Here is an 18011-nt window from a genome sequence, read left to right as displayed (position 1 = left end):
CGCGATGCATCCCAATGATGACGACCGCACCCAGTTCATGCCGCGCCCGGGGGGCCGTGCGCCGGAGCCTGCGCGCGCCGAACCCGCGCCCTTGTCGATGCCGGCCGCGCCGATGCTCACCGGCAAGAGCCAGGGCCTCAACCCGCTGGAAAGCGCCGCCGGCCCGCTGTTGGCCTTGCTGACGCGCCTGCGCAACACCATTGCCCACCCGGCGCCAGCGAGTCTGCGCGCGCAATTGCTGGCGTACCTGCGCCAGTTCGAAGAGCGTGCCGAGGCCGCCGGCGTGGCGCGCAACGAAGTGCTGCTGGCGCGTTACGCGCTGTGCACCGCCCTCGATGAAGCGGTGTTGAGCACGCCATGGGGCAGCACCAGCGAGTGGGGCAAGCAGAGCCTGCTGATCACCGTGCACAACGAAGCCTGGGGCGGCGAGAAAGTCTTCCAGCTGCTCGATCACTGCCTGCAAAGCCCACGGGAACGCCTGTACCTGCTGGAGTTGTTGTACCTGTGCATGTGCCTGGGTTTCGAAGGCCGCTACCGCGTAATGAACGACGGTCGCAGCCAGCTGGAGGCCCTGCGCGAGCGCACGGCCGCTGCAATTCGCAGTGCCCGTGGCGATCACGAGCGCGAGCTGTCGCCGCACTGGCGCGGCGTGACCGTGGCGCGCGACCGCCTGGCGCAATTCATGCCGCCGTGGATCGCCGTGGCCATCGGCCTGGCGTTGCTGCTGGCGTTGCTGTTCGCCTTGCGCATGCTGCTGGCGGCGCAGGCGGAACCGGTGTTCAAGAATATCCATGCCCTGGGCGAGATCCCGGTGCAGGCCATCGACCGTCCGGTGGCGCAGCCCAAAGTCATCGAGCGGCCGCGTCTGGCGGGCTTCCTGGCCGAAGAGATCAAGGCCGGGCGCGTCGCGGTGGAAGACAAGGTCGACCGCTCCGTGGTGACCATTCGTGGCGATGAGCTGTTCGCGTCCGCCAGCGCCAGCATTGTCGATGACTACCAGCCGCTGATGCTGCGCATCGCCGACGCCATCCGCAAGGTCAAGGGCCAGGTGCGCGTCACCGGCCACAGCGATAACCGCCCGATTGCCACGTTGCGCTTCCCGTCCAACTGGGCGTTGTCCGAGGCGCGGGCCAAGTCGGTGCTGGAAATCCTTGCGGCCAAGACCGGCCAAGCCGACCGTTTCAGTGCCGAGGGCCGCAGCGACACCGAGCCGCTGGCCACCAACAGCACAGCCGAAGGCCGCGCCCGCAATCGTCGGGTTGAAATCACCGTATTGGCGGAGGGCGTCGAGTGAAGGCGTTTTTCAGTTTCATGATTCGCTGGGTGATCCCGGTGCTGGGCCTGATCGCCCTGAGCCTGATCATCTGGTTTGTCGGGCCGCTGCTCGACGTGCTGGTGCCACAAGGGCGCCGTTGGGCGCTGATCATCCTGATGTTCGGGGTATGGATCGCCTACCGCGTGTTCCGCATCATCCAGGCGCGCCGCCAGGCCGCCGAAGTGATGCGCAGCCTTGCCGCTGAAACCCCGGCCGACCCCAACAGCGTGGCCACCGCCGAAGAGTTGTCGACCCTGCGCCAGCGCATGGACGAAGCCCTCGCGCTGTTGAAAAAAGCCAAGCTCGGTGGCGATGAGCGGCGCAACCTCTACGAGCTGCCGTGGTACGTGATCATCGGCCCGCCGGGTTCGGGCAAGACCACCGCGCTGGTCAATTCCGGCCTGCACTTCCCGCTGGCCGCGCAGTTGGGGGCCGGTGCGGTGCGCGGCGTCGGCGGTACGCGCAACTGCGATTGGTGGTTTACCGATCAGGCCGTCTTGCTCGACACCGCTGGCCGCTATACCACCCAAGACAGCAACTCCACGGTGGATAAAGCCGCGTGGCTGGGCTTCCTCGACCTGCTGAAAAAGCAGCGCTCGCGCCGCCCGATCGACGGGGCATTCATTGCGATCAGCCTGTCGGACCTGCTGCTCGGCACCGACGCCGAGCGCGCCGCCCACGCCGCTGCGATTCGCCTGCGTATCCAGGAGCTGTACACCCAACTGGGCGTGCGTTTCCCGATCTACCTGATGCTGACCAAGCTCGACCTGGTGCCGGGCTTCATGGAGTTCTTCGACAACCTGAGCAAGGAAGACCGTGCCCAGGTGTGGGGCATGACCTTTGCCCTGGACGACGGTAAAAACAGCGACAGCCCGCTGGCCCATCTGCAAAGCGAGTTCGCCGGCCTCGAACAGCGCCTCAACGAACGCCTGGTGGAGCGCCTGCAACAGGAACGCGATCCGGCGCGACGCGACCTGATCTACGGCTTCCCACAGCAGTTCGGCGCATTGAAGGACTGTCTGCAAAGCTTCCTCGAAGGCGTGTTCAAACCCAACGCCTTTGAAGAGCGTGTGTTGCTGCGCGGTGTGTATTTCACCAGCGGCACTCAGGAAGGCAGCCCGATCGATCGCCTGATCGGCGCCATGGCCCAGAGCATGAACCTGGACCGCCAGCACCTGGCGCGCCAGAGCGGCACCGGGCGCAGTTATTTCATCGAAAAACTCTTTACCGCCGTGGCATTTGCCGAGCGCGGGCTGGTGGGCGTCAACCCGAAGGTCGAGCGGCGGCGCAAATGGATTGCACGCGGTGTCCTTGCGGCTACCGTCGCCCTGGTGGTCGTGGTCAGCGGCCTGTGGTGGGTGAGTTATCGCGCCAACCAGGCGTATATCGCCCAGGTCGACCAAAAGGTCGCGCCGCTGGGCCAGACCGTGCAGAACCTGAGCCCGGCACAGCGCGAAGTCCTCGCGGTGCTGCCGTTGCTCAACGCGGTGAAGAACCTGGCGGGCGATTCGCCGAGCTGGTCCGAAGGCCTGGGCCTGTATCAGGGCGACATGCTCGAAGCCGAGTCCGCCAGCGTCTACCGCAAGCTGCTGATCGCTGTGTTTGCGCCACGCCTGGTGACGCGCATCGAAGAACAATTGCATGGCGGCGGCAACTCGGACTTCCTCTACGAAGGTCTCAAGGCCTACCTGATGCTGGCCGACAGCGAGCATTACGACCCGGACTTCATCAAAGCCTGGATCGCCCTCGACTGGGACCGCAACCTGCCGCGCGACTTGCCGGCCGATCAGCGCCAGGCATTGACCGGGCACTTGCAGGCGTTGTTCGAGCGCCACCCACCGAGTGCGCGTCTTGACCCGCGCCTGATCGACGACCTGCGCCGCCAACTGCAACAACTGCCGGTGGCCCAGCGTGTCTACGACCGGGTCAAACGCCAGAAACTGCCGGAAGGCATTCCGGACTTTCGTATCAACGAAGCCGCGGGTCGCGACGCCGCATTGGTGTTCAGCCGCAAGAGCGGCAAGCCGTTGGGCGAGCCATTGAGCGGGTTTTTTACCGCCAAGGGTTATCGCCAGGCGTTCCTGCTGAGCAGCCTGAACCAGACCGGCACCCTCGCCGAAGAGCAATGGGTGCTTGGGCATGAACAGGCCGATCAGCAGAACGTGGTGAGCCTGGCCGCCGATGTGCGTCGTCTGTACTTCCAGGATTACCAGCGCCAGTGGGATGCGCTGCTCGCCGACATCGACTTTGTGCCGATCACCAGCGTGGCCCAGGCGGCCGACGTGCTGCGGGTGATTTCCGGGCCGACCTCGCCGCTGAAAAAGCTGCTGGGGGCGGTGGCCAAGGAAACCGACCTGCAAGCCGAAGAGCGCCAACTGGCGGCCAAAGGCGTCCCGGTGGAAGGCGGCGTCGACAAGCTCAAGGAGCGCCTCGGTAGCCTGCTCGGCCAGGAACAACCGAACACCAATGCGCCGCAGGCGGCGGATGATCCGGTGACCGCGCACTTCGCCGAACTCAACGGCATCGTCAGCAAAAACGAAGGCGAGCCGGCGGCCATCGACGGTCTGCTCTCGGACATGAATGCCCTGTATGTGCAGGTCAGCGCCATGGTCGGCGCCAGCGGCGACGCCTTGCTCGGCGAAGCCAAGAACCAGGCGGCGGCCGCTGCGACGCGGGTCAGCCTGAATGCCGAGCGCCAGCCGCCGCTGGTGCAGGGCATGGTCAAGTCGGTAGTCAACTCCACCACCAACAGCATGATGGGCGGGGTGCGTAACCAACTGAACGCGGCATGGGTCAGCGAAGTGGTCAACGTGTACCGCCAGTCCCTGGCCGGGCGTTACCCGATGTCGCCGGGCAGCGCCCGCGATGCCACCCTGGATGACTTCGGTCAGTTCTTCGGCGTGGGCGGGGTGATGGACAACTACTTCCGCAAATACCTGCAACCCTATGTGGACACCTCCGCGCCGACCTGGCGCTGGCAGCCGGGCGCGGCGCAGAAATTGGGGATTGCACCGGGTGTGCTGCAAACCTTCCAGCGTGCCGCGACCATTCGTGACGCGTTCTTCAGATCGGGTGGCACCCAGCCTATCGTGCGTTTCGAGCTCAAGCCGGTGTCGATGGACCCCACCATCACTCAGTTCCTGCTCGACCTCGACGGCCAGCAATTGAGCTACGACCACGGCCCGAGCCGTCCGGTAGCCATGCAATGGCCGAACCCCGGCAGCATTGGCGTGGTGCGTATCTCCATCATGCCGCCGTCGGCCAGTGGCCGTTCCGGCGTGACCCTCGATGGCCCGTGGGCGTGGTTCCGTCTGTTGGAGCAATCGGACCTTACCGCCGGCAACTCACCGGACCGTTTCAACCTGCGTCTGCGGGTCGATGGCGCGAGCATCGCCTACGAGTTGCGCGCCAACAGTGCTTTCAACCCGTTCAAGAGCCGCGTGCTCAGTGGCTTCAGCCTGCCGGAGCGGCTATGACGAGCCTGGGTTTCTACGGCAAATTAGCCAGCCGCGGGGATTTTGTCAGCCGCGCCTTGCCGCAGAGTTTTATCGGCCCGTGGGACAGTTGGCTGGCTGCGGGGTTGCTCGCCAGCCAGAACCGCCTGGGCGGTGATTGGCTCAATGTGTACCTGGTCAGCCCGTTGTGGCGCTTTGTCCTGGCGCCGGGCGTGTGCGGGCCGGATGCGGCGACGGGCGTGGTGATGCCGAGCATCGACCGGGTGGGGCGCTACTTTCCGCTGGCGGTGGTGGCCCTGCTCGATCACGACACCAACCCCGCTTCGCTGGTGGGCGGGTCGGACGCCTGGTTCGAGCAGGCTGAAGAGTTGCTGCTCAGCACCCTGGACGCCGGCGCGACGTTTGAAGGTTTCAACGACGGCCTCGACAGCCTCGGCCCGCCGGCGACTGAACCGCGTGCGGTCGACAGTCGTTTCGCCGGCCTGCAACGCGTGGCCGCCACCGAGCCCCACGGGCGCCTGGCCGCGCTCGCCGAACAGGCTTGCGCAGGCGCCAGCCTCTGGTGGGGACGTGGCTCGCAACGGATTTCCCCTGGTTTATTGCGGTGTCAGGGCTTGCCTGCCGCCGACGATTTTGCGCAGTTTTTGCTCGGACAAGAAGGTGTGGTGTAGATGGGGGCGACGTACAAATCCGCAAGCAAAAGCCATGTCGGCATGGTGCGCCAGGTTAACGAAGACGCCTGTCTGGACTTGCCGGAGAACCGCCTGTGGGTGGTGGCCGACGGCATGGGCGGGCACGCGGCGGGGGATTATGTCAGCAGCCTGATCGTTGACAGCCTGCGTAATGTGCCGACAGGCCGCTCCCTCGACGAATACTCGGCGGCCTTGCGCAACGACTTGATCCGCATCAACGCCGCCGTGCGCGAAGAAACCGCCAACCGTGGCGTGACCATGATGGGCAGCACCGTGGTGGCGCTGGCCGCCCGTGGCTTGCGCGGTGTGTGTTTGTGGGCCGGTGACAGTCGCCTGTATCGCCTGCGCGACGGCGTGCTGGACGGCATCTCCCGCGACCACAGCTACGTGCAGGACCTGCAAGACAGCGGTCTGCTCAGCGAGGCCGACGCCCGCACACATCCGCGCGCCAATATCGTCACCCGCGCCGTGGGTGTGGAAGCGCAGCTGGAGGTGGCGGTGCTCGACCTGTTGATCGCCCCCGGCGACAGCTACCTGTTGTGCAGCGATGGCCTGAACAAGACCGTTGAAGACCACGAAATCCGCGAAGTGCTCAGCCACGATGCGCCGGATGAAATTGTGCGCAGCCTGGTGCACCTGGGGCTCAATCGCGGCGCACCGGACAACATCACCGCCATCGTTGTGAAGGTATCGGCATGAACATTGTGATTCCGGGCTACGACATCGAAGGCGAGATCGGCGAAGGCGCGATGGCCAGCGTGTACCTGGCGACCCAGCGCTCGCTGGAACGCAAGGTGGCGTTGAAGGTGATGGCGGCGGCACTGGCGGCCGACCCGACGTTCTGCGAGCGCTTTTTGCGCGAGGGCAAGACCCTGGCGCGCCTGTCGCACCCGCACACGGTGACCATCCATGACATCGGCAATGTCGGTGAGCTGTATTACATGGCCATGGAATACCTGCCCAACGGCACGCTCAAGGAGCGTATCGCCGCCGGCATGACGCCGGAGCAGGGCGTGACCTTGATTCGCCAGATTGCCTCGGCGCTGGGGTACGCCCATGCCCAGGGCCTGGTGCACCGCGACGTCAAGCCGGCGAACATTCTGTTTCGCGCCGACGGCACGGCGGTGTTGTCCGACTTCGGCATCGCCAAGTCGCTGGATGACCGCACCCAGTTCACCCAGGCCGGTTTCGCCGTGGGCACGCCGAGCTACATGAGCCCGGAACAGGCGCGGGGCCAGGAGATCGATGGTCGCGCCGACCTGTATGCGCTGGGCGTGGTGCTGTATGAAATCCTCGTCGGCAAGCTGCCGTACAGCGGCACCGATGCGCTGTCCACCGCACTGGCGCACCTGACCGAGCCGTTGCCGGAATTGCCGGTGCACCACGGCCGTTATCAGGGCGTGTTGCGCAAGCTGCTGGCCAAGGACCCGGCCGAACGGTTCCCGGATGCGGCGGCGTTGCTGCTGGCGCTGGAGCAACTGCCGGCAGAATCGCCGGAAGCCACGTTGGTGCGGCCGCTGCCTATTCCGATGAATTTTGATTTGGCGGGGATCACGCCGGAGTCCATCGAGATCCCCACCGCGAAACCCCAGCCGCAGCCCGTGCGCCAACCGGTGGTGACCCCGACGCAGCACAAGCCTGTGTCCGAACAGCGGCGTGGGCCGGTGTTGGCGCTGGCGGCGGTGGCCGTGGCGGTGGCCCTGGCGATTGGCGGCGCGAGTTACTGGTGGATGAGCGGCAGCGACGAGCCGGCGAAACCGCCTGCGGCCGCTGTTCCGGCAGCCACACCTGCGGCCACGCCGTCAGCCACTTCAGCCGTGCCCCCTGCGGCGGTGGCTGAAGTGGATGGCGGCCAGCGCCCGCTGTTGATGGCGGGTAAAAAGACCTTGTTCCAGCGGGTGCTGAGCAAGCCCGGCGCCAAGCTTTCCACTGATGCAGGCAGCGCACCCGGCAAAGCCCTGCCGGCGTTCTCCGTGCTCTACGTGTACCAACGCAAAGACGCCAACGGCCAGCCGTGGGTGCGCGTCGGCGCCGCCACCGATGGGCGCAGCGACGGTTGGTTGCCGGCCGCTCAGGTCAGCGATTGGAAGCAGAGCCTGGTGCTCAAGTTCACCGAGCGCTCGGGGCGTGCGCCGGTGATGTTCCTGCGCCAACCGGGGGAAGTGGAAAAGCTGCTGGCCGACCCCGCCGCCGCCAAAGGTGTGCTGGCCAAGGCGCAGAAGAACAGCGACGACAACGGCCAGGTCCTGGCCCTGGAACCGGCTGCCAGCGCGGTGCCGCAGAACCAGTTCTACCTGTTGCCGATCTTCGATTCCAAAGAGAGCTTCGACGAGAACGGCCAGCCGGTGCAGTTGCTCAATGTCGCCTCCATCGACCCCGGCAGCAACGCGGTGGCCAAGCCGGCCACGCCAGTGATCAATGCGAACGCCGACGCCTTCCGCACTGCCGTGGTGCTGGTGGTGGACACCACGGTGTCGATGCAACCGTATATCGACCAGATCCGCGACGTGGTGCACGAACTGCAAACCCGCATCGCCGAGCGCGGCGAGTTGGACAGCGTCAGCTTCGGCATGGTCGGCTTTCGCAACAGCATCAAGAAAACCCCCGGCCTGGAATACGTGGCCAAGACCCTGATCACCCTGGATCAAGGCCGCGACCCGCAACGCTTCCTCGACATGGCGCGGCAGGTCAAAGCTTCCAGCGTGTCCAGCCATTCGTTCAACGAAGACGCGTTTGCCGGGGTGATGCAGGCAGTGAACGGCATGGACTGGTCCGGCTATGGCGGACGCATCATCCTGCTGGTCACCGACGCCGGTGCGCTGCGCAAGAACGACCCGTTTGCCACCACCCAGATGAACGAGGCCGAAGTGCGCCAGGCCGCGCTGGGCAAGCAGATCAAGATCTACGCCCTGCACCTGCGCACCGACGCCGGCAAGAAAACCCACGCCGGCGCCGAGACCCAGTACCGCGTGCTCACCGCCGACGCCAACCCGCGGATCGGCGACCTGTACACACCGGTGCCCGGTGGCGATGTGCGCAAGTTGGGCGAGCGTGTCGACGAGATCGGCACGGTCTTCGCCAACCTGGTGCATCAGGTGCGCAGCGATACGCCGCAACCGGTGCCGTTGCTGAGCGCCGCGCCAAGCCTGGCGGACAAGTCCGCGGCAGTCGGTTATGCGATGCACATGGATTTCCTCGGCCGCAAGAGCGCGAGCCAGGCGCCGCAACTGGTCAGCGCCTGGACCGCCGACCGCGACCTGACCAACCCGGCACTGCCAGCGTTCCAGGTGTGCGTGATGCTGACCAAGTTGCAGCTCAACGATTTGCAGCAGTCGCTGAAGCTGATCGTCGACGCGGCGCGCAAGACCCAGACCTCACCCAAGGATTTCTTCCAGGAAATTGCCAGCGCCTCGGCCTACATGAGCCGCGACCCGCAAGCCTTGCGCAAGGGCGGCAATCTGGCCGACGGCGGCATCCTTGGTGAATACCTGGAAGGCCTGCCGTACCGCAGCAAGTCGCTGAACATGACCCAGGATTTGTGGTTGTCGTTGAGCGTGGCCGAGCAGGAAGACTTTATCGACGAGCTGGATTCGAAAATCCGCCTCTACGAAACCTTCCACAATGACTTGGCCAACTGGGTCCGTTTCGGCGATGCCGAGCCGGGCGATGCGTTGTACCGCGTGCCGTTGTCGACGCTGCCGTAATGCTGAACCTGAGCGCGGTGCACAAGAGCCGGGGCGTCGGTAGCCAGCGTTATAGCCTGGTGATCCCGGCGCTGACGCTGCGCGCGGGCGAGCAAGTAGCGATTGTCGGGCCCAGCGGTTGCGGCAAAAGCACCTTGCTGGATTTGCTCGCGCTGGTGCTGGCGCCGGATCAGGTGGGCGGCTTTGAATTCAATCGGCAGGACATCGCTGGCTTGTGGCGCGCCGATCAGCAGTCCGTACTCGCCGCATTGCGCCGCCAACACCTGGGCTATGTCCTGCAAACCGGCGGGCTGCTGGGGTTTCTCGATGTGCGCGGCAATATCGCTTTGTCCCGCCAACTGCTGGGCTTGAGGGACGATGGCAGCGTGACGCGTCTGGCCGAACAGCTGGAAATCAGCGACCAGTTGGCCAAGAAACCCTCGGTACTGTCGGTGGGGCAACGCCAGCGCGTGAGCTGCGCGCGTGCCCTGGCCCACGCACCGCAACTGGTGCTGGCGGATGAGCCCACCGCGTCCCTCGACCCGCTGAATGCCGAACGTGTGATGCATGCACTGTTGGCCCAGGCCCGCGAATACCGCGCCGCCTGCGTGATCGCCACCCATGACGAACCCCTGGCCCGCGCCAGTGGCTTGCAGGTGCGGCGCATCAGTTGTCGCCGCGATGCCGACGGCGGCGTTACCGCGACCCTTGGGGAGGCGTGCTGATGCGTATCCCCTTGGTGGCGTCGTTGGCCTGGCAGGATTACCGCAACGATGCGTGGCTGTCGGCCTGTTCGGTGCTGGCGCTGGTGGCGGTGATCGCGCCGTTGCTGGTGTTATTCGGCCTGAAATTTGGACTGGTTAGCAGTTTGACCGAACGTTTGGAGACCGATCCGGCCACCCGTGAAATTATTCCGTTGGGCGGTGGTCGATTCAGCAGCGCATTGATCGAGCAACTGGGCCGGCGCCCTGATGTCGCGTTCGCCATACCGCGTACGCGGCAGATCGCGGCGACGGCGCAGGTCGGTACATTGGCCCTGGAGATGCTGCCGACGGCGCCGGGCGATCCGTTGTTGAGCGGCCTGCCGATGCCCAAGGGGTTGGATCAGATCGTGCTGAGCCACACCGCGGCCGAGAAGTTGGCGGCGCGGCCTGGGGATGTGTTGGACGCGCGGTTTGCCCGTCAGGTGTCGGGCCGTGTCGAAGAGCAGCGTACGCGAGTACGCGTGGTTGCGATCCTGCCGCTGGAAGCCTTTGCCCGGGACGGTCTGTTCGCAGGCCTCGGCCTGCTGGAGGCGGCGGAAGATTACCGCGATGGTCGCGCCGTACCGGCGCTGGGATGGCTGGGTGATGAGGTGGCGGTAGGCGAGCAGCGGGTGTATCCGGCGTTCCGCCTGTACGCGCGCAACCTTACCGATGTAGAAACGCTGCGCGTGTTTTTTGCCGGGCAAAACCTGTTGGTAGCGACCCAGGCGAACACCATCGCTCAGGTGCAGTCGTTAAGCCGCAACCTGTCGATCGTATTTTGGATCATCGCCGGGTTGGCGTTGGCGGGAGCGTTCGCGGCGATCTTCGCCGGAGCCCTGGCCGCCGTGGCGCGCAAGCGTCGAGAATTATCAGTGCTGCGCCTGTTGGGATTTTCCACCGGCGCGCTATTGTTGTTTGTGGTGCTGCAGGCCCTGTACAGCGCAGGGTTGGCCGCCGTGCTCAGCGGCGGGTTGTATGGCCTGGCCGAAGCAGCTTTGAATAAACTATTTGTGCAGGTGCCCGGCGAGCACGCCAGCCACCTGCTGGCGCATCACTACGGCCTGGCCCTGGTTGCAGTCCTCGGCGTCAGTGCCGTGGCGGCGGCCTGTGGTGGTTGGCGAGTGGCGCGTATCCAGGCTTCTGAAGGAATCAGGGATGTATAAGTTACTGGGCGCCTGTGTGGCGCTGAGCCTGGCCTCGTTGGCCTGGGCCGATGAAGCGAGCGATAAGCTGGACAACCCCAAGCCGTTGCCGGACGACGTCAGCCTGCCGCTGCCGTGCGACGGCAATATGGTGTTCCGCTACGCCTACGTATTGGCCCAGGGCACCCTCGATGACCGTGAGATCAGCCTCGGCTATCCCTTTGCCGAAGGCGAGGCGGGCTACCAGCAGTCGTTTATTTCCGGCTATCGCCGCGACTTCATCAACGGCCAATTCACCCTCAAGGACTTGCCGCAGGACTGGAGCAAGGTCATCGCGCCGCTGATGCCGAAGACCGACGCCAAGACCCCGCTCAAGCCCATGCTGTATTTCATCGGCAAGTACGAAGTGACCGCGCGCCAGTACGCTCAGGTGATGGCCCAGGCGCAGTCCCTGGCCAGTGGCGAGCCGGCCCCGGCCTGCGAGGCGCCCACCGGCATGGCCGGGCGTTTGCCCAAGGTGAAGCTGTCGCGCTTTGAGGCCGAGCGCTTCTCGGCGGTGTACAGCGCCTGGCTGATGAAATATCACCGTGAGTTGCTGCCGGTGAGCGGGCGCGGTACGTCGGCGGAAGACGGTGGCCTGGGGTTTGTGCGCCTGCCGACCGAGGTTGAATGGGAGTTCGCCGCGCGCGGAGGCCAGGCGGTGAGCCGTCAGGATCTGGAAGGGCGGCTGTTCCCGCGCCGCGTCGAAGGCAGCGAAAGCGATGGCCCGCTGGGCGATTACGCGGTGTTCAACCAGGTCGCCGGCGGTACCGGCCAAGCGGCGCGCCTGATGCCCATCGGCACCAAATTGCCCAACCCGATCGGTCTGTTCGATGTGATTGGCAACGCGGCGGAAATGGTCCAGGAATCCTTCCAACTGGTACACGCCGGGCGTCGCCAGGGCACCTATGGCGGCTTCGTGGTCAAGGGCGGCAACTACCTGGAAGGCGAGGGCACGCTGTTTACCGGCATGCGCCGCGAATACCCGCTGTTCGCCGCCGACGGCACCGAGCAGAGCAACGAGACCACCGGTTTTCGCGTGGCGATTGGCGCGCTGTCGGCGCCGCGTTCGCGTTACAAGGAGCTGTTCGCGCAGTGGCAAAAGGAAGGGCGCCTGGCGTCGTTGACCGACGCCATCGACGACGCCCAGGACCCCACCAAGCGCCTGGACAGCATCATCGCCGCCAGCGTCGACCCCAAGCTGCAAGCCGAGCTGGGGCTGGTCAACGAAGAGCTCAAGCGCAACGTCTCGCTGATCGCCCAACAACGCGAAGAGGCGGCCGGCAACCTGATTCAGTCGGCCGCATTGGTGGCCGAGACCATTAGCAACTACAACATCCGCCTGACCAACCTGCAAAAGAGTCGTCAGCAGGCGGTGGACAATAAAGACGAGGCCAGTGCGGCGCTGTTTGCCACGGCCATCGACAACGGACGCAGCGCCCTCGACGGCGCGGTGGCGATTTACATCGACAACCTGGCCACCGGCACGCGCTACACCGATGCGGTGATCCAGGCACAGTTACAACGAATCAAGGAAGAGTTGGATCGCAAGCCTGTGCTCGGCAAGAGCCTGGTAACGCGCGCGACACTGTTCGTTCGCCATGTCGGCAACTACCGCAAGCAACAGCGGGCCGACCCGGCGACGATCTTGAAGGAATTGCTCGCAGCGAGCGGTCAGCGGTCTTGACCGTTGGTTGCAGCGAGCTTGGAAGGGACTCAGGCGGCAGGGGCCGTGCTGGGCAAGTCAAACTTAGAAGAGAACACAACTTATGCTTTTTTCCCGTAAGGCGGTTTCCAAGCGTCACCTGCTGCTGATCGCAGCCGGTTTCAGCACCGTGCTGACCGGTTGCGCCACGTCGCCGGCCTCCAAGGTCGCGTCCAGCACCAAGGTCGAGTACTACCCCAACTGCTACGAGCCGGTGCAGCATCTGCGGGCTACCGATTCGAACATGACCAAGTCGGTTGTGACCGGCGCGGCCATCGGTGCTGCCGGCGGTGCCCTGCTGGGCGCCCTGACCGGCGACAAGGAAAAGCGCGGTCGTAACGCCGCGATCGGCGCAGCGGGCGGCGCCCTGGCCGGCGGCGCGGCGGGTTACTACACCGAGCGTCAGAAGCAGATTGCCGATGATAACCAGCGCATTGCCTCCTATGCCGCCGACGTGAACAAAAGCGTCTCCGACATCGACCGCAGCACCGCGTACGCCAAGGCATCGCAGCAGTGCTACCAGAGCGCGTTCACCAAGCTGGTCTCGGATCGCAAAGCCAAGACGGTCAACGACACCGAGGGCCGCAAGCGCCTGGCGGAAATCGTCGCGGGCCTGAAGGAATCCAACGACCTGATCGTTGCGGTCAACGGCAAAGCCGCCGAAGACCTGAACAACTACACCCAGGCCTACGAAAAAGACCTGCAACAAGTGGGTGTGCAACGTGCCGACGTGGTCACCGTGGCCCAGGCCGATGTAACGCCTGTCGTGCCGCCGGCCAATAAGAAGAAAGGCAACGGTACCAAGCCGCCGAAGAAGCCGCCGCTGCCAGCCGTACCGACCGAAGCGGTGTCCACCGAGAAAACCTTCCAGGCCGCCCAGACCAAGCAAGATGAAAGCAAAAAGGTCGCCAGCGCCGGCAAGGCACAGATCGAAGGCACCTGCCGCGATCCAAACCTGGCCGATTGGGCACCGGTACCTTGCCCTAACGTTTAAGTAACATGTTGCTATAAGCGTTAAACGCCAACCGATCTGCGCCTAAAGCGCGAGATCGGTGGCGTTCTGCCTGCAAATCGTTACACTGCTGCGGCCACTTAATAAATACACCGAGGCCGTGTGCATGAAATTTCGTCTTCTGCTGTGGGTGCTTGGCCTGATGATGGGCAAAGCCAGCCGCACCAATCCCGCCTTCCAGCAACAGTTGGGTGACAAAGACCTGGCGTTCCAGTTGCAGACCCTCGACGGCAAGGTTGCCCGTCACTTCATCGTCAAAGACCAGCGCATCACCAGCCGCTCAGGGGTGCACCCGGCGCCGGCGTTTGCAATTGCCTTTAAAGATGCCGCCTACGGCTTTGCCACCATGCAGGCGAAAAACAAGCAACTGGCGTTCATGACGGGGATTCAGGACAAATCGATCCAGATCAAGGGCAACCCGGCGCTGGTGATCTGGTTCCAGGGGTTGACCAAGTATTTGAAGCCGAAGAAAAAGAAGTCGGCCTGACAGAGCACCTGGCCCTGTAGTGAGCGGGCTTGCCCCGCGCTGGGCTGCGAAGCGGCCCCAAAACCAGGCGCTGCGGTGTGCCTGAAATATCCCGGTGGCTGTATTGGGCTGCTACGCGGCCCAGCGCGGGGCAAGCCCGCTCACCACAACAAGCCCCGTCATCCTTAGAGTGCGCGTCAGCCCTGGCTGAACTGCGACGCCAGCTCACGCAACAGCACCTCGGCATCCAACACCTTGCCGACCACTTCCTCAGCCTTTTCCCGGCTCAAACCCAAGCGCTCAAGCAGCTCGTCCGGAATGGTTTCATCCGGCCCGGAGCCGATCCCACGGCTGCGCAACAGGCGCACGGCCAGGCACACCAGGTTCGGGTATTCGGCGTATTGGCCGTCGTAGGTCGGGTCGTGCTGAAAGCGCAGGGCGGTGGACAGTTCGTCCGGCATGTCCCAGTAGCGCATCAGCCAGGCGCCGATCTGTTCGCGGCTGATGCCAAGCAGGTGTTGCTCGACATAGCTGTGGCACAGGTGCGGGTTGACCTCCAGGTGGCGGCAGATCAGCGAGAAGTGCGGCGGGAACACGTGGGCCAGCAGCAGGTAGCCGAAGTTGTGCAGCAGGCCGGCGAGGTAAGTCAGGCCGGCTTCCGGGCGCTGGGCGCGGGGCATGGCGCGGGTCAGGCCTTCGATCACGGCAGCGGTGTAGATCGACTGGTGCCAGTACGGCGTGGCCTGGTGCGGGTTGTCCTTGGGCAGGCTCAAGGTCTTGCCCAGGGCCAGGCCCAGCGCCAGGTTGATCACCAGGTCAAAGCCCAGCACCCGTACGATGGCGTCTTCCACCGAGCGGATCTTGCCTGGCGACGCGTAGTACGGCGACGCCGCCCAGCTCACCACTTGGGCGGCCAGGGCCGGGTCGGTTTCGACCACGCCGGTAATGTCGTCGATGGTTGCATTCGGATCGACGCGCAGCTTGATGATCTTTTGCGCGGTATCGGCCAGCGGCGGAATCTCGATGGTCGCTTCCAGGCGCTGCTGGATACGGCGGGCGGTGAATGCCTGCATCGCCTGGGTGATTTCCTCGCGGTCATCATTGGGGCGGTCGAGGTTGGGGCGAATGTTGCTCACCGGCTCGCCGAACTGCGCGGCGCTGGCCTTGGTGAGCATGGTCTTGAAAGCGTCACTGGCGATTTCCAGCAGCAGGCCGGCTTCGCCCGAGTGCACCAGCAGGCTTGGCTCATTGAGCAGGCTGCCTTCGTACAGGCACGGCGAGCTGGTGAGTGCCGGCAGGCCTGGCAGCAGGTTCAGCTCATGCTTGTCCAGCATGCGCCTGACGCGCTCCGGCGGCACGGCGGTGAGGCGGCGGCCGGTGAGTTCGGTGAGGCGGTTGAGGTCGAGCAACTGGTTTTGCGGGAACAGCACCATCAGTGCGCCCACCGCATCTTCCAGCAGCACAGCCTGGACCTTTCGTGCTGGATTCAGGCCCGGATGTTCGGTGACTTCCGTGTAGGGGATGGCGAGTTTTGCGAGCAGAGCCCGAATGACCGGCGGGGCGGTCACTGTGGCTGTGACGAGGGCAACTTCTGACATGGCCTGATCCAAATTCGTACAGTCACCGAAGTATAACCAGCTTGATACACCTGTAGGTCGCTTAAGTGATTCAGTCGTCACACTTGGCCGTATTGCTGCCCGTGGCGCAGCCAGCGATCCAGCAGCGGGCTGACGTGATCCGGCCAGCGCTCCAGCAGGGCCTGCGCCGCATCGCGCACGGCAGGCAACAGGTCGGCGTCGCGCATCAGGTCGGCGACCTTGAATTGCAGCAGGCCGGTCTGGCGGGTGCCGAGCATTTCGCCGGGTCCGCGCAGTTCGAGGTCTTTTTCGGCGATGACAAAACCGTCGTTGGTCTCGCGCATGATGCCCAGGCGCTGGCGGCCGATCTGCGACAGCGGCGGGTGATACAGCAATACGCAGTGGCTGGCGGCGCTGCCCCGGCCTACGCGGCCGCGCAGTTGGTGCAATTGCGCCAGGCCCAGGCGCTCGGGGTTCTCGATGATCATCAGGCTGGCGTTGGGCACGTCCACGCCCACTTCGATGACCGTGGTGGCCACCAGCAGTTGCAGGTTGCCAGCCTTGAATTCAGCCATCACGGCGGCTTTTTCCGCAGGTTTCATGCGGCCGTGAATCAGCCCGACCTTGAGTTCGCCGAGGGCGCTGGTGAGGTCCTCGAAGGTGGTCTCGGCGGCCTGGCAGGTCAGCTCTTCGGACTCTTCGATCAGCGTACACACCCAATAGGCCTGGCGCCCTTCGGCACAGGCACCGCGCACGCGTTCGATCACTTCCACACGCCGAGTATCGGTGACCAGCACGGTGTTGACCGGGGTACGGCCGGGCGGCAGTTCGTCAAGGATCGAGGTGTCGAGGTCAGCGTAGGCGCTCATGGCCAGGGTGCGCGGGATCGGTGTGGCGGTCATGATCAACTGGTGCGGGTTCATGCGCCCGCCCACGCCTTTTTGGCGCAGGGCCAGGCGCTGTTGCACGCCGAAGCGGTGTTGTTCGTCGATGATCACCAGGGCCAGGTTCTTGAACTGCACTTCGTCCTGGAACAATGCGTGAGTGCCCACCACCATGGGCGCGCCGCCGGCGATCTGCTCCAGTGCGGCTGCGCGGGTCTTGCCCTTGAGCTTGCCGGCCAGCCATGCCACTTCCAGGCCCAATGGCTCGAGCCAGCGCTTGAAGGTGATGAAGTGCTGTTCGGCGAGGATTTCGGTAGGTGCCATCAACGCCACCTGGTAACCGGCTTCCAATGCCTGCAAGGCGGCAAGGGCGGCGACCACGGTCTTGCCCGCGCCCACGTCGCCCTGGATCAGCCGCAGCATGGGCTCTTGCTGGCTGAGGTCATAGGCGATTTCGTTGCCCACACGCTGTTGGGCACCGGTGGGCGCAAAGCCGAGGTTGGCCAGGTACTGCGCGGGCAGGCGCGTGGCCTTGGGCATCGCTGGGGCGCGCAGGGAACGCATGCTTTCACGCAGGCGTTGTTGCGACAGTTGATGGGTCAGCAGTTCTTCGAAGGCCAGGCGGTGCTGGGCCCAGTGATGACCCAGGGCCAGTTCGTCGACATCGGCGTCGGCCGGTGGGTTATGCAGGTAGCGAATCGCATCGTCCAGCGGCGCCAGTTGGTAGTCGCGGGCCAGTTCCAGCGGCAGCCAGTCGGGCAGGCTTTGCGGGCCGAGCATCGTCAGGGTCTGCAGGCACAACTGGCGCAGGCGTTGCTGAGTCAGGCCTTCGGTGAGCGGGTAGATCGGCGTGAGGGTGGTGTCTACCGGCGGTGGTTCGTCGCCGGTGATCGCGCGGTATTCGGGGTGGTAGATTTCCAGGCCGGACGCGCCGGGCCGCGCTTCGCCGTAACAACGCACGCGGGTGCCGCGCTTGAGGCTTTCCTTTTGTGCGTTGCTGAAATGGTAGAAGCGCAGGCTCAGGCCGCCGGTGCCGTCCTGCAGGCGCACCACCAGGCTGCGGCGCCTGCCCATTACCACATCGGCGCCGCTGACGGTGCCTTCGACCACCGCATCCTGCCCAGGGCGCAACTGGCCGATAGGCACCACGCGGGTGCGGTCCTGATAACGCAGGGGCAGGTGGAACAGCACGTCCTGGAGGTTTTCCAGGCCGACCTTGGCCAACTTCTCGGCCATGGCTTCACCGACACCCTTGAGTGCCGTCACCGGCACCTTCGACAGCTCAGTCATACGGC

General features: G+C 64.8%; 12 protein-coding genes. 10 read left to right on the top strand and 2 right to left on the bottom strand.

Translation table 11 applies throughout. The features are described 5' to 3' along the window. The first annotated feature begins 4 nt into the window (after positions 1-4). The 10 genes from V6M90_RS05490 (at position 5) to V6M90_RS05445 (ending at position 14276) form a co-directional block, all read left to right on the top strand. Positions 5-1294, top strand: coding sequence for a DotU family type VI secretion system protein (locus V6M90_RS05490; RefSeq protein ID WP_078735233.1), 1290 nt, complete (start codon positions 5-7; stop codon positions 1292-1294). Next, entirely contained in the window at positions 1291-4791 is a 3501-nt protein-coding gene (gene tssM, locus V6M90_RS05485) for a type VI secretion system membrane subunit TssM (RefSeq protein ID WP_332846181.1), read from the top strand. The genes V6M90_RS05490 and tssM overlap by 4 nt, the downstream gene beginning before the upstream one ends. Further along, positions 4788-5441 carry a type VI secretion system-associated protein TagF gene (gene tagF, locus V6M90_RS05480; RefSeq protein ID WP_003176939.1) on the top strand — a complete coding sequence of 218 codons (654 nt, stop codon included), beginning with the start codon at positions 4788-4790 and terminating at the stop codon, positions 5439-5441. Before tssM ends, tagF begins: the two co-directional genes overlap by 4 nt. Next, positions 5442-6161, top strand: coding sequence for a PP2C family protein-serine/threonine phosphatase (locus V6M90_RS05475; protein WP_078826590.1), 720 nt, complete (start codon positions 5442-5444; stop codon positions 6159-6161). Continuing rightward, positions 6158-9166: a serine/threonine-protein kinase gene (locus V6M90_RS05470; protein WP_332846180.1), complete on the top strand. Its 3009-nt coding sequence runs from the start codon at positions 6158-6160 to the stop codon at positions 9164-9166. Before V6M90_RS05475 ends, V6M90_RS05470 begins: the two co-directional genes overlap by 4 nt. Continuing rightward, a complete protein-coding gene (locus tag V6M90_RS05465; protein ID WP_332846179.1) occupies positions 9166-9870 on the top strand; it encodes an ABC transporter ATP-binding protein in 705 nt (234 codons plus the stop codon). Before V6M90_RS05470 ends, V6M90_RS05465 begins: the two co-directional genes overlap by 1 nt. Further along, the gene (locus tag V6M90_RS05460; RefSeq protein ID WP_141062854.1) at positions 9870-11054 is read left to right on the top strand and encodes an FtsX-like permease family protein; all 1185 of its coding nucleotides are present in this window, start codon (positions 9870-9872) and stop codon (positions 11052-11054) included. The genes V6M90_RS05465 and V6M90_RS05460 overlap by 1 nt, the downstream gene beginning before the upstream one ends. Beyond that, positions 11047-12759, top strand: a complete 1713-nt coding sequence (locus tag V6M90_RS05455) for a formylglycine-generating enzyme family protein (protein WP_332846178.1) — start codon at positions 11047-11049, stop codon at positions 12757-12759. The genes V6M90_RS05460 and V6M90_RS05455 overlap by 8 nt, the downstream gene beginning before the upstream one ends. An 82-nt stretch (positions 12760-12841) precedes the next feature. Beyond that, positions 12842-13771: a type VI secretion system-associated lipoprotein TagQ gene (gene tagQ / locus V6M90_RS05450; RefSeq protein ID WP_003176933.1), complete on the top strand. Its 930-nt coding sequence runs from the start codon at positions 12842-12844 to the stop codon at positions 13769-13771. A 124-nt stretch (positions 13772-13895) separates the two neighbouring features. After that, positions 13896-14276, top strand: coding sequence for a hypothetical protein (locus tag V6M90_RS05445; RefSeq protein WP_042945972.1), 381 nt, complete (start codon positions 13896-13898; stop codon positions 14274-14276). Positions 14277-14452: 176 nt separating this feature from the next. Here V6M90_RS05445 and V6M90_RS05440 read toward each other — a convergent pair whose 3' ends face one another. Both V6M90_RS05440 and recG read right to left on the bottom strand, forming a co-directional pair. Then, complete coding sequence (locus V6M90_RS05440; RefSeq protein ID WP_003176931.1) at positions 14453-15853, bottom strand: aminoacyl-tRNA deacylase and HDOD domain-containing protein; 1401 nt, start codon at positions 15851-15853, stop codon at positions 14453-14455. Positions 15854-15930: 77 nt separating this feature from the next. Further along, entirely contained in the window at positions 15931-18006 is a 2076-nt protein-coding gene (recG, locus tag V6M90_RS05435) for an ATP-dependent DNA helicase RecG (protein WP_003176930.1), read from the bottom strand. Positions 18007-18011 lie beyond the last annotated feature (5 nt).

The sequence above is a fragment of the Pseudomonas lactucae genome (assembly GCF_036688725.1).
GTDB classification, from domain to species: domain Bacteria; phylum Pseudomonadota; class Gammaproteobacteria; order Pseudomonadales; family Pseudomonadaceae; genus Aquipseudomonas; species Aquipseudomonas lactucae.
The sequence above is the reverse complement of the archived record's forward strand: the minus strand, read 5'-3'. Positions and strand labels throughout refer to the sequence as shown.

What these genes read in the sequence shown, in the direction of transcription:
- V6M90_RS05490 (WP_078735233.1), top strand. Translation starts at nt 5, where the DNA reads ATGCATCCCAATGATGACGACCGCACCCAGTTCATGCCGCGCCCGGGG.
- tagF (WP_003176939.1), top strand. Translation starts at nt 4,788, where the DNA reads ATGACGAGCCTGGGTTTCTACGGCAAATTAGCCAGCCGCGGGGATTTT.
- V6M90_RS05475 (WP_078826590.1), top strand. Translation starts at nt 5,442, where the DNA reads ATGGGGGCGACGTACAAATCCGCAAGCAAAAGCCATGTCGGCATGGTG.
- V6M90_RS05470 (WP_332846180.1), top strand. Translation starts at nt 6,158, where the DNA reads ATGAACATTGTGATTCCGGGCTACGACATCGAAGGCGAGATCGGCGAA.
- V6M90_RS05465 (WP_332846179.1), top strand. Translation starts at nt 9,166, where the DNA reads ATGCTGAACCTGAGCGCGGTGCACAAGAGCCGGGGCGTCGGTAGCCAG.
- V6M90_RS05460 (WP_141062854.1), top strand. Translation starts at nt 9,870, where the DNA reads ATGCGTATCCCCTTGGTGGCGTCGTTGGCCTGGCAGGATTACCGCAAC.
- V6M90_RS05455 (WP_332846178.1), top strand. Translation starts at nt 11,047, where the DNA reads ATGTATAAGTTACTGGGCGCCTGTGTGGCGCTGAGCCTGGCCTCGTTG.
- tagQ (WP_003176933.1), top strand. Translation starts at nt 12,842, where the DNA reads ATGCTTTTTTCCCGTAAGGCGGTTTCCAAGCGTCACCTGCTGCTGATC.
- V6M90_RS05445 (WP_042945972.1), top strand. Translation starts at nt 13,896, where the DNA reads ATGAAATTTCGTCTTCTGCTGTGGGTGCTTGGCCTGATGATGGGCAAA.
- V6M90_RS05440 (WP_003176931.1), bottom strand. Translation starts at nt 15,853, where the DNA reads ATGTCAGAAGTTGCCCTCGTCACAGCCACAGTGACCGCCCCGCCGGTC.
- recG (WP_003176930.1), bottom strand. Translation starts at nt 18,006, where the DNA reads ATGACTGAGCTGTCGAAGGTGCCGGTGACGGCACTCAAGGGTGTCGGT.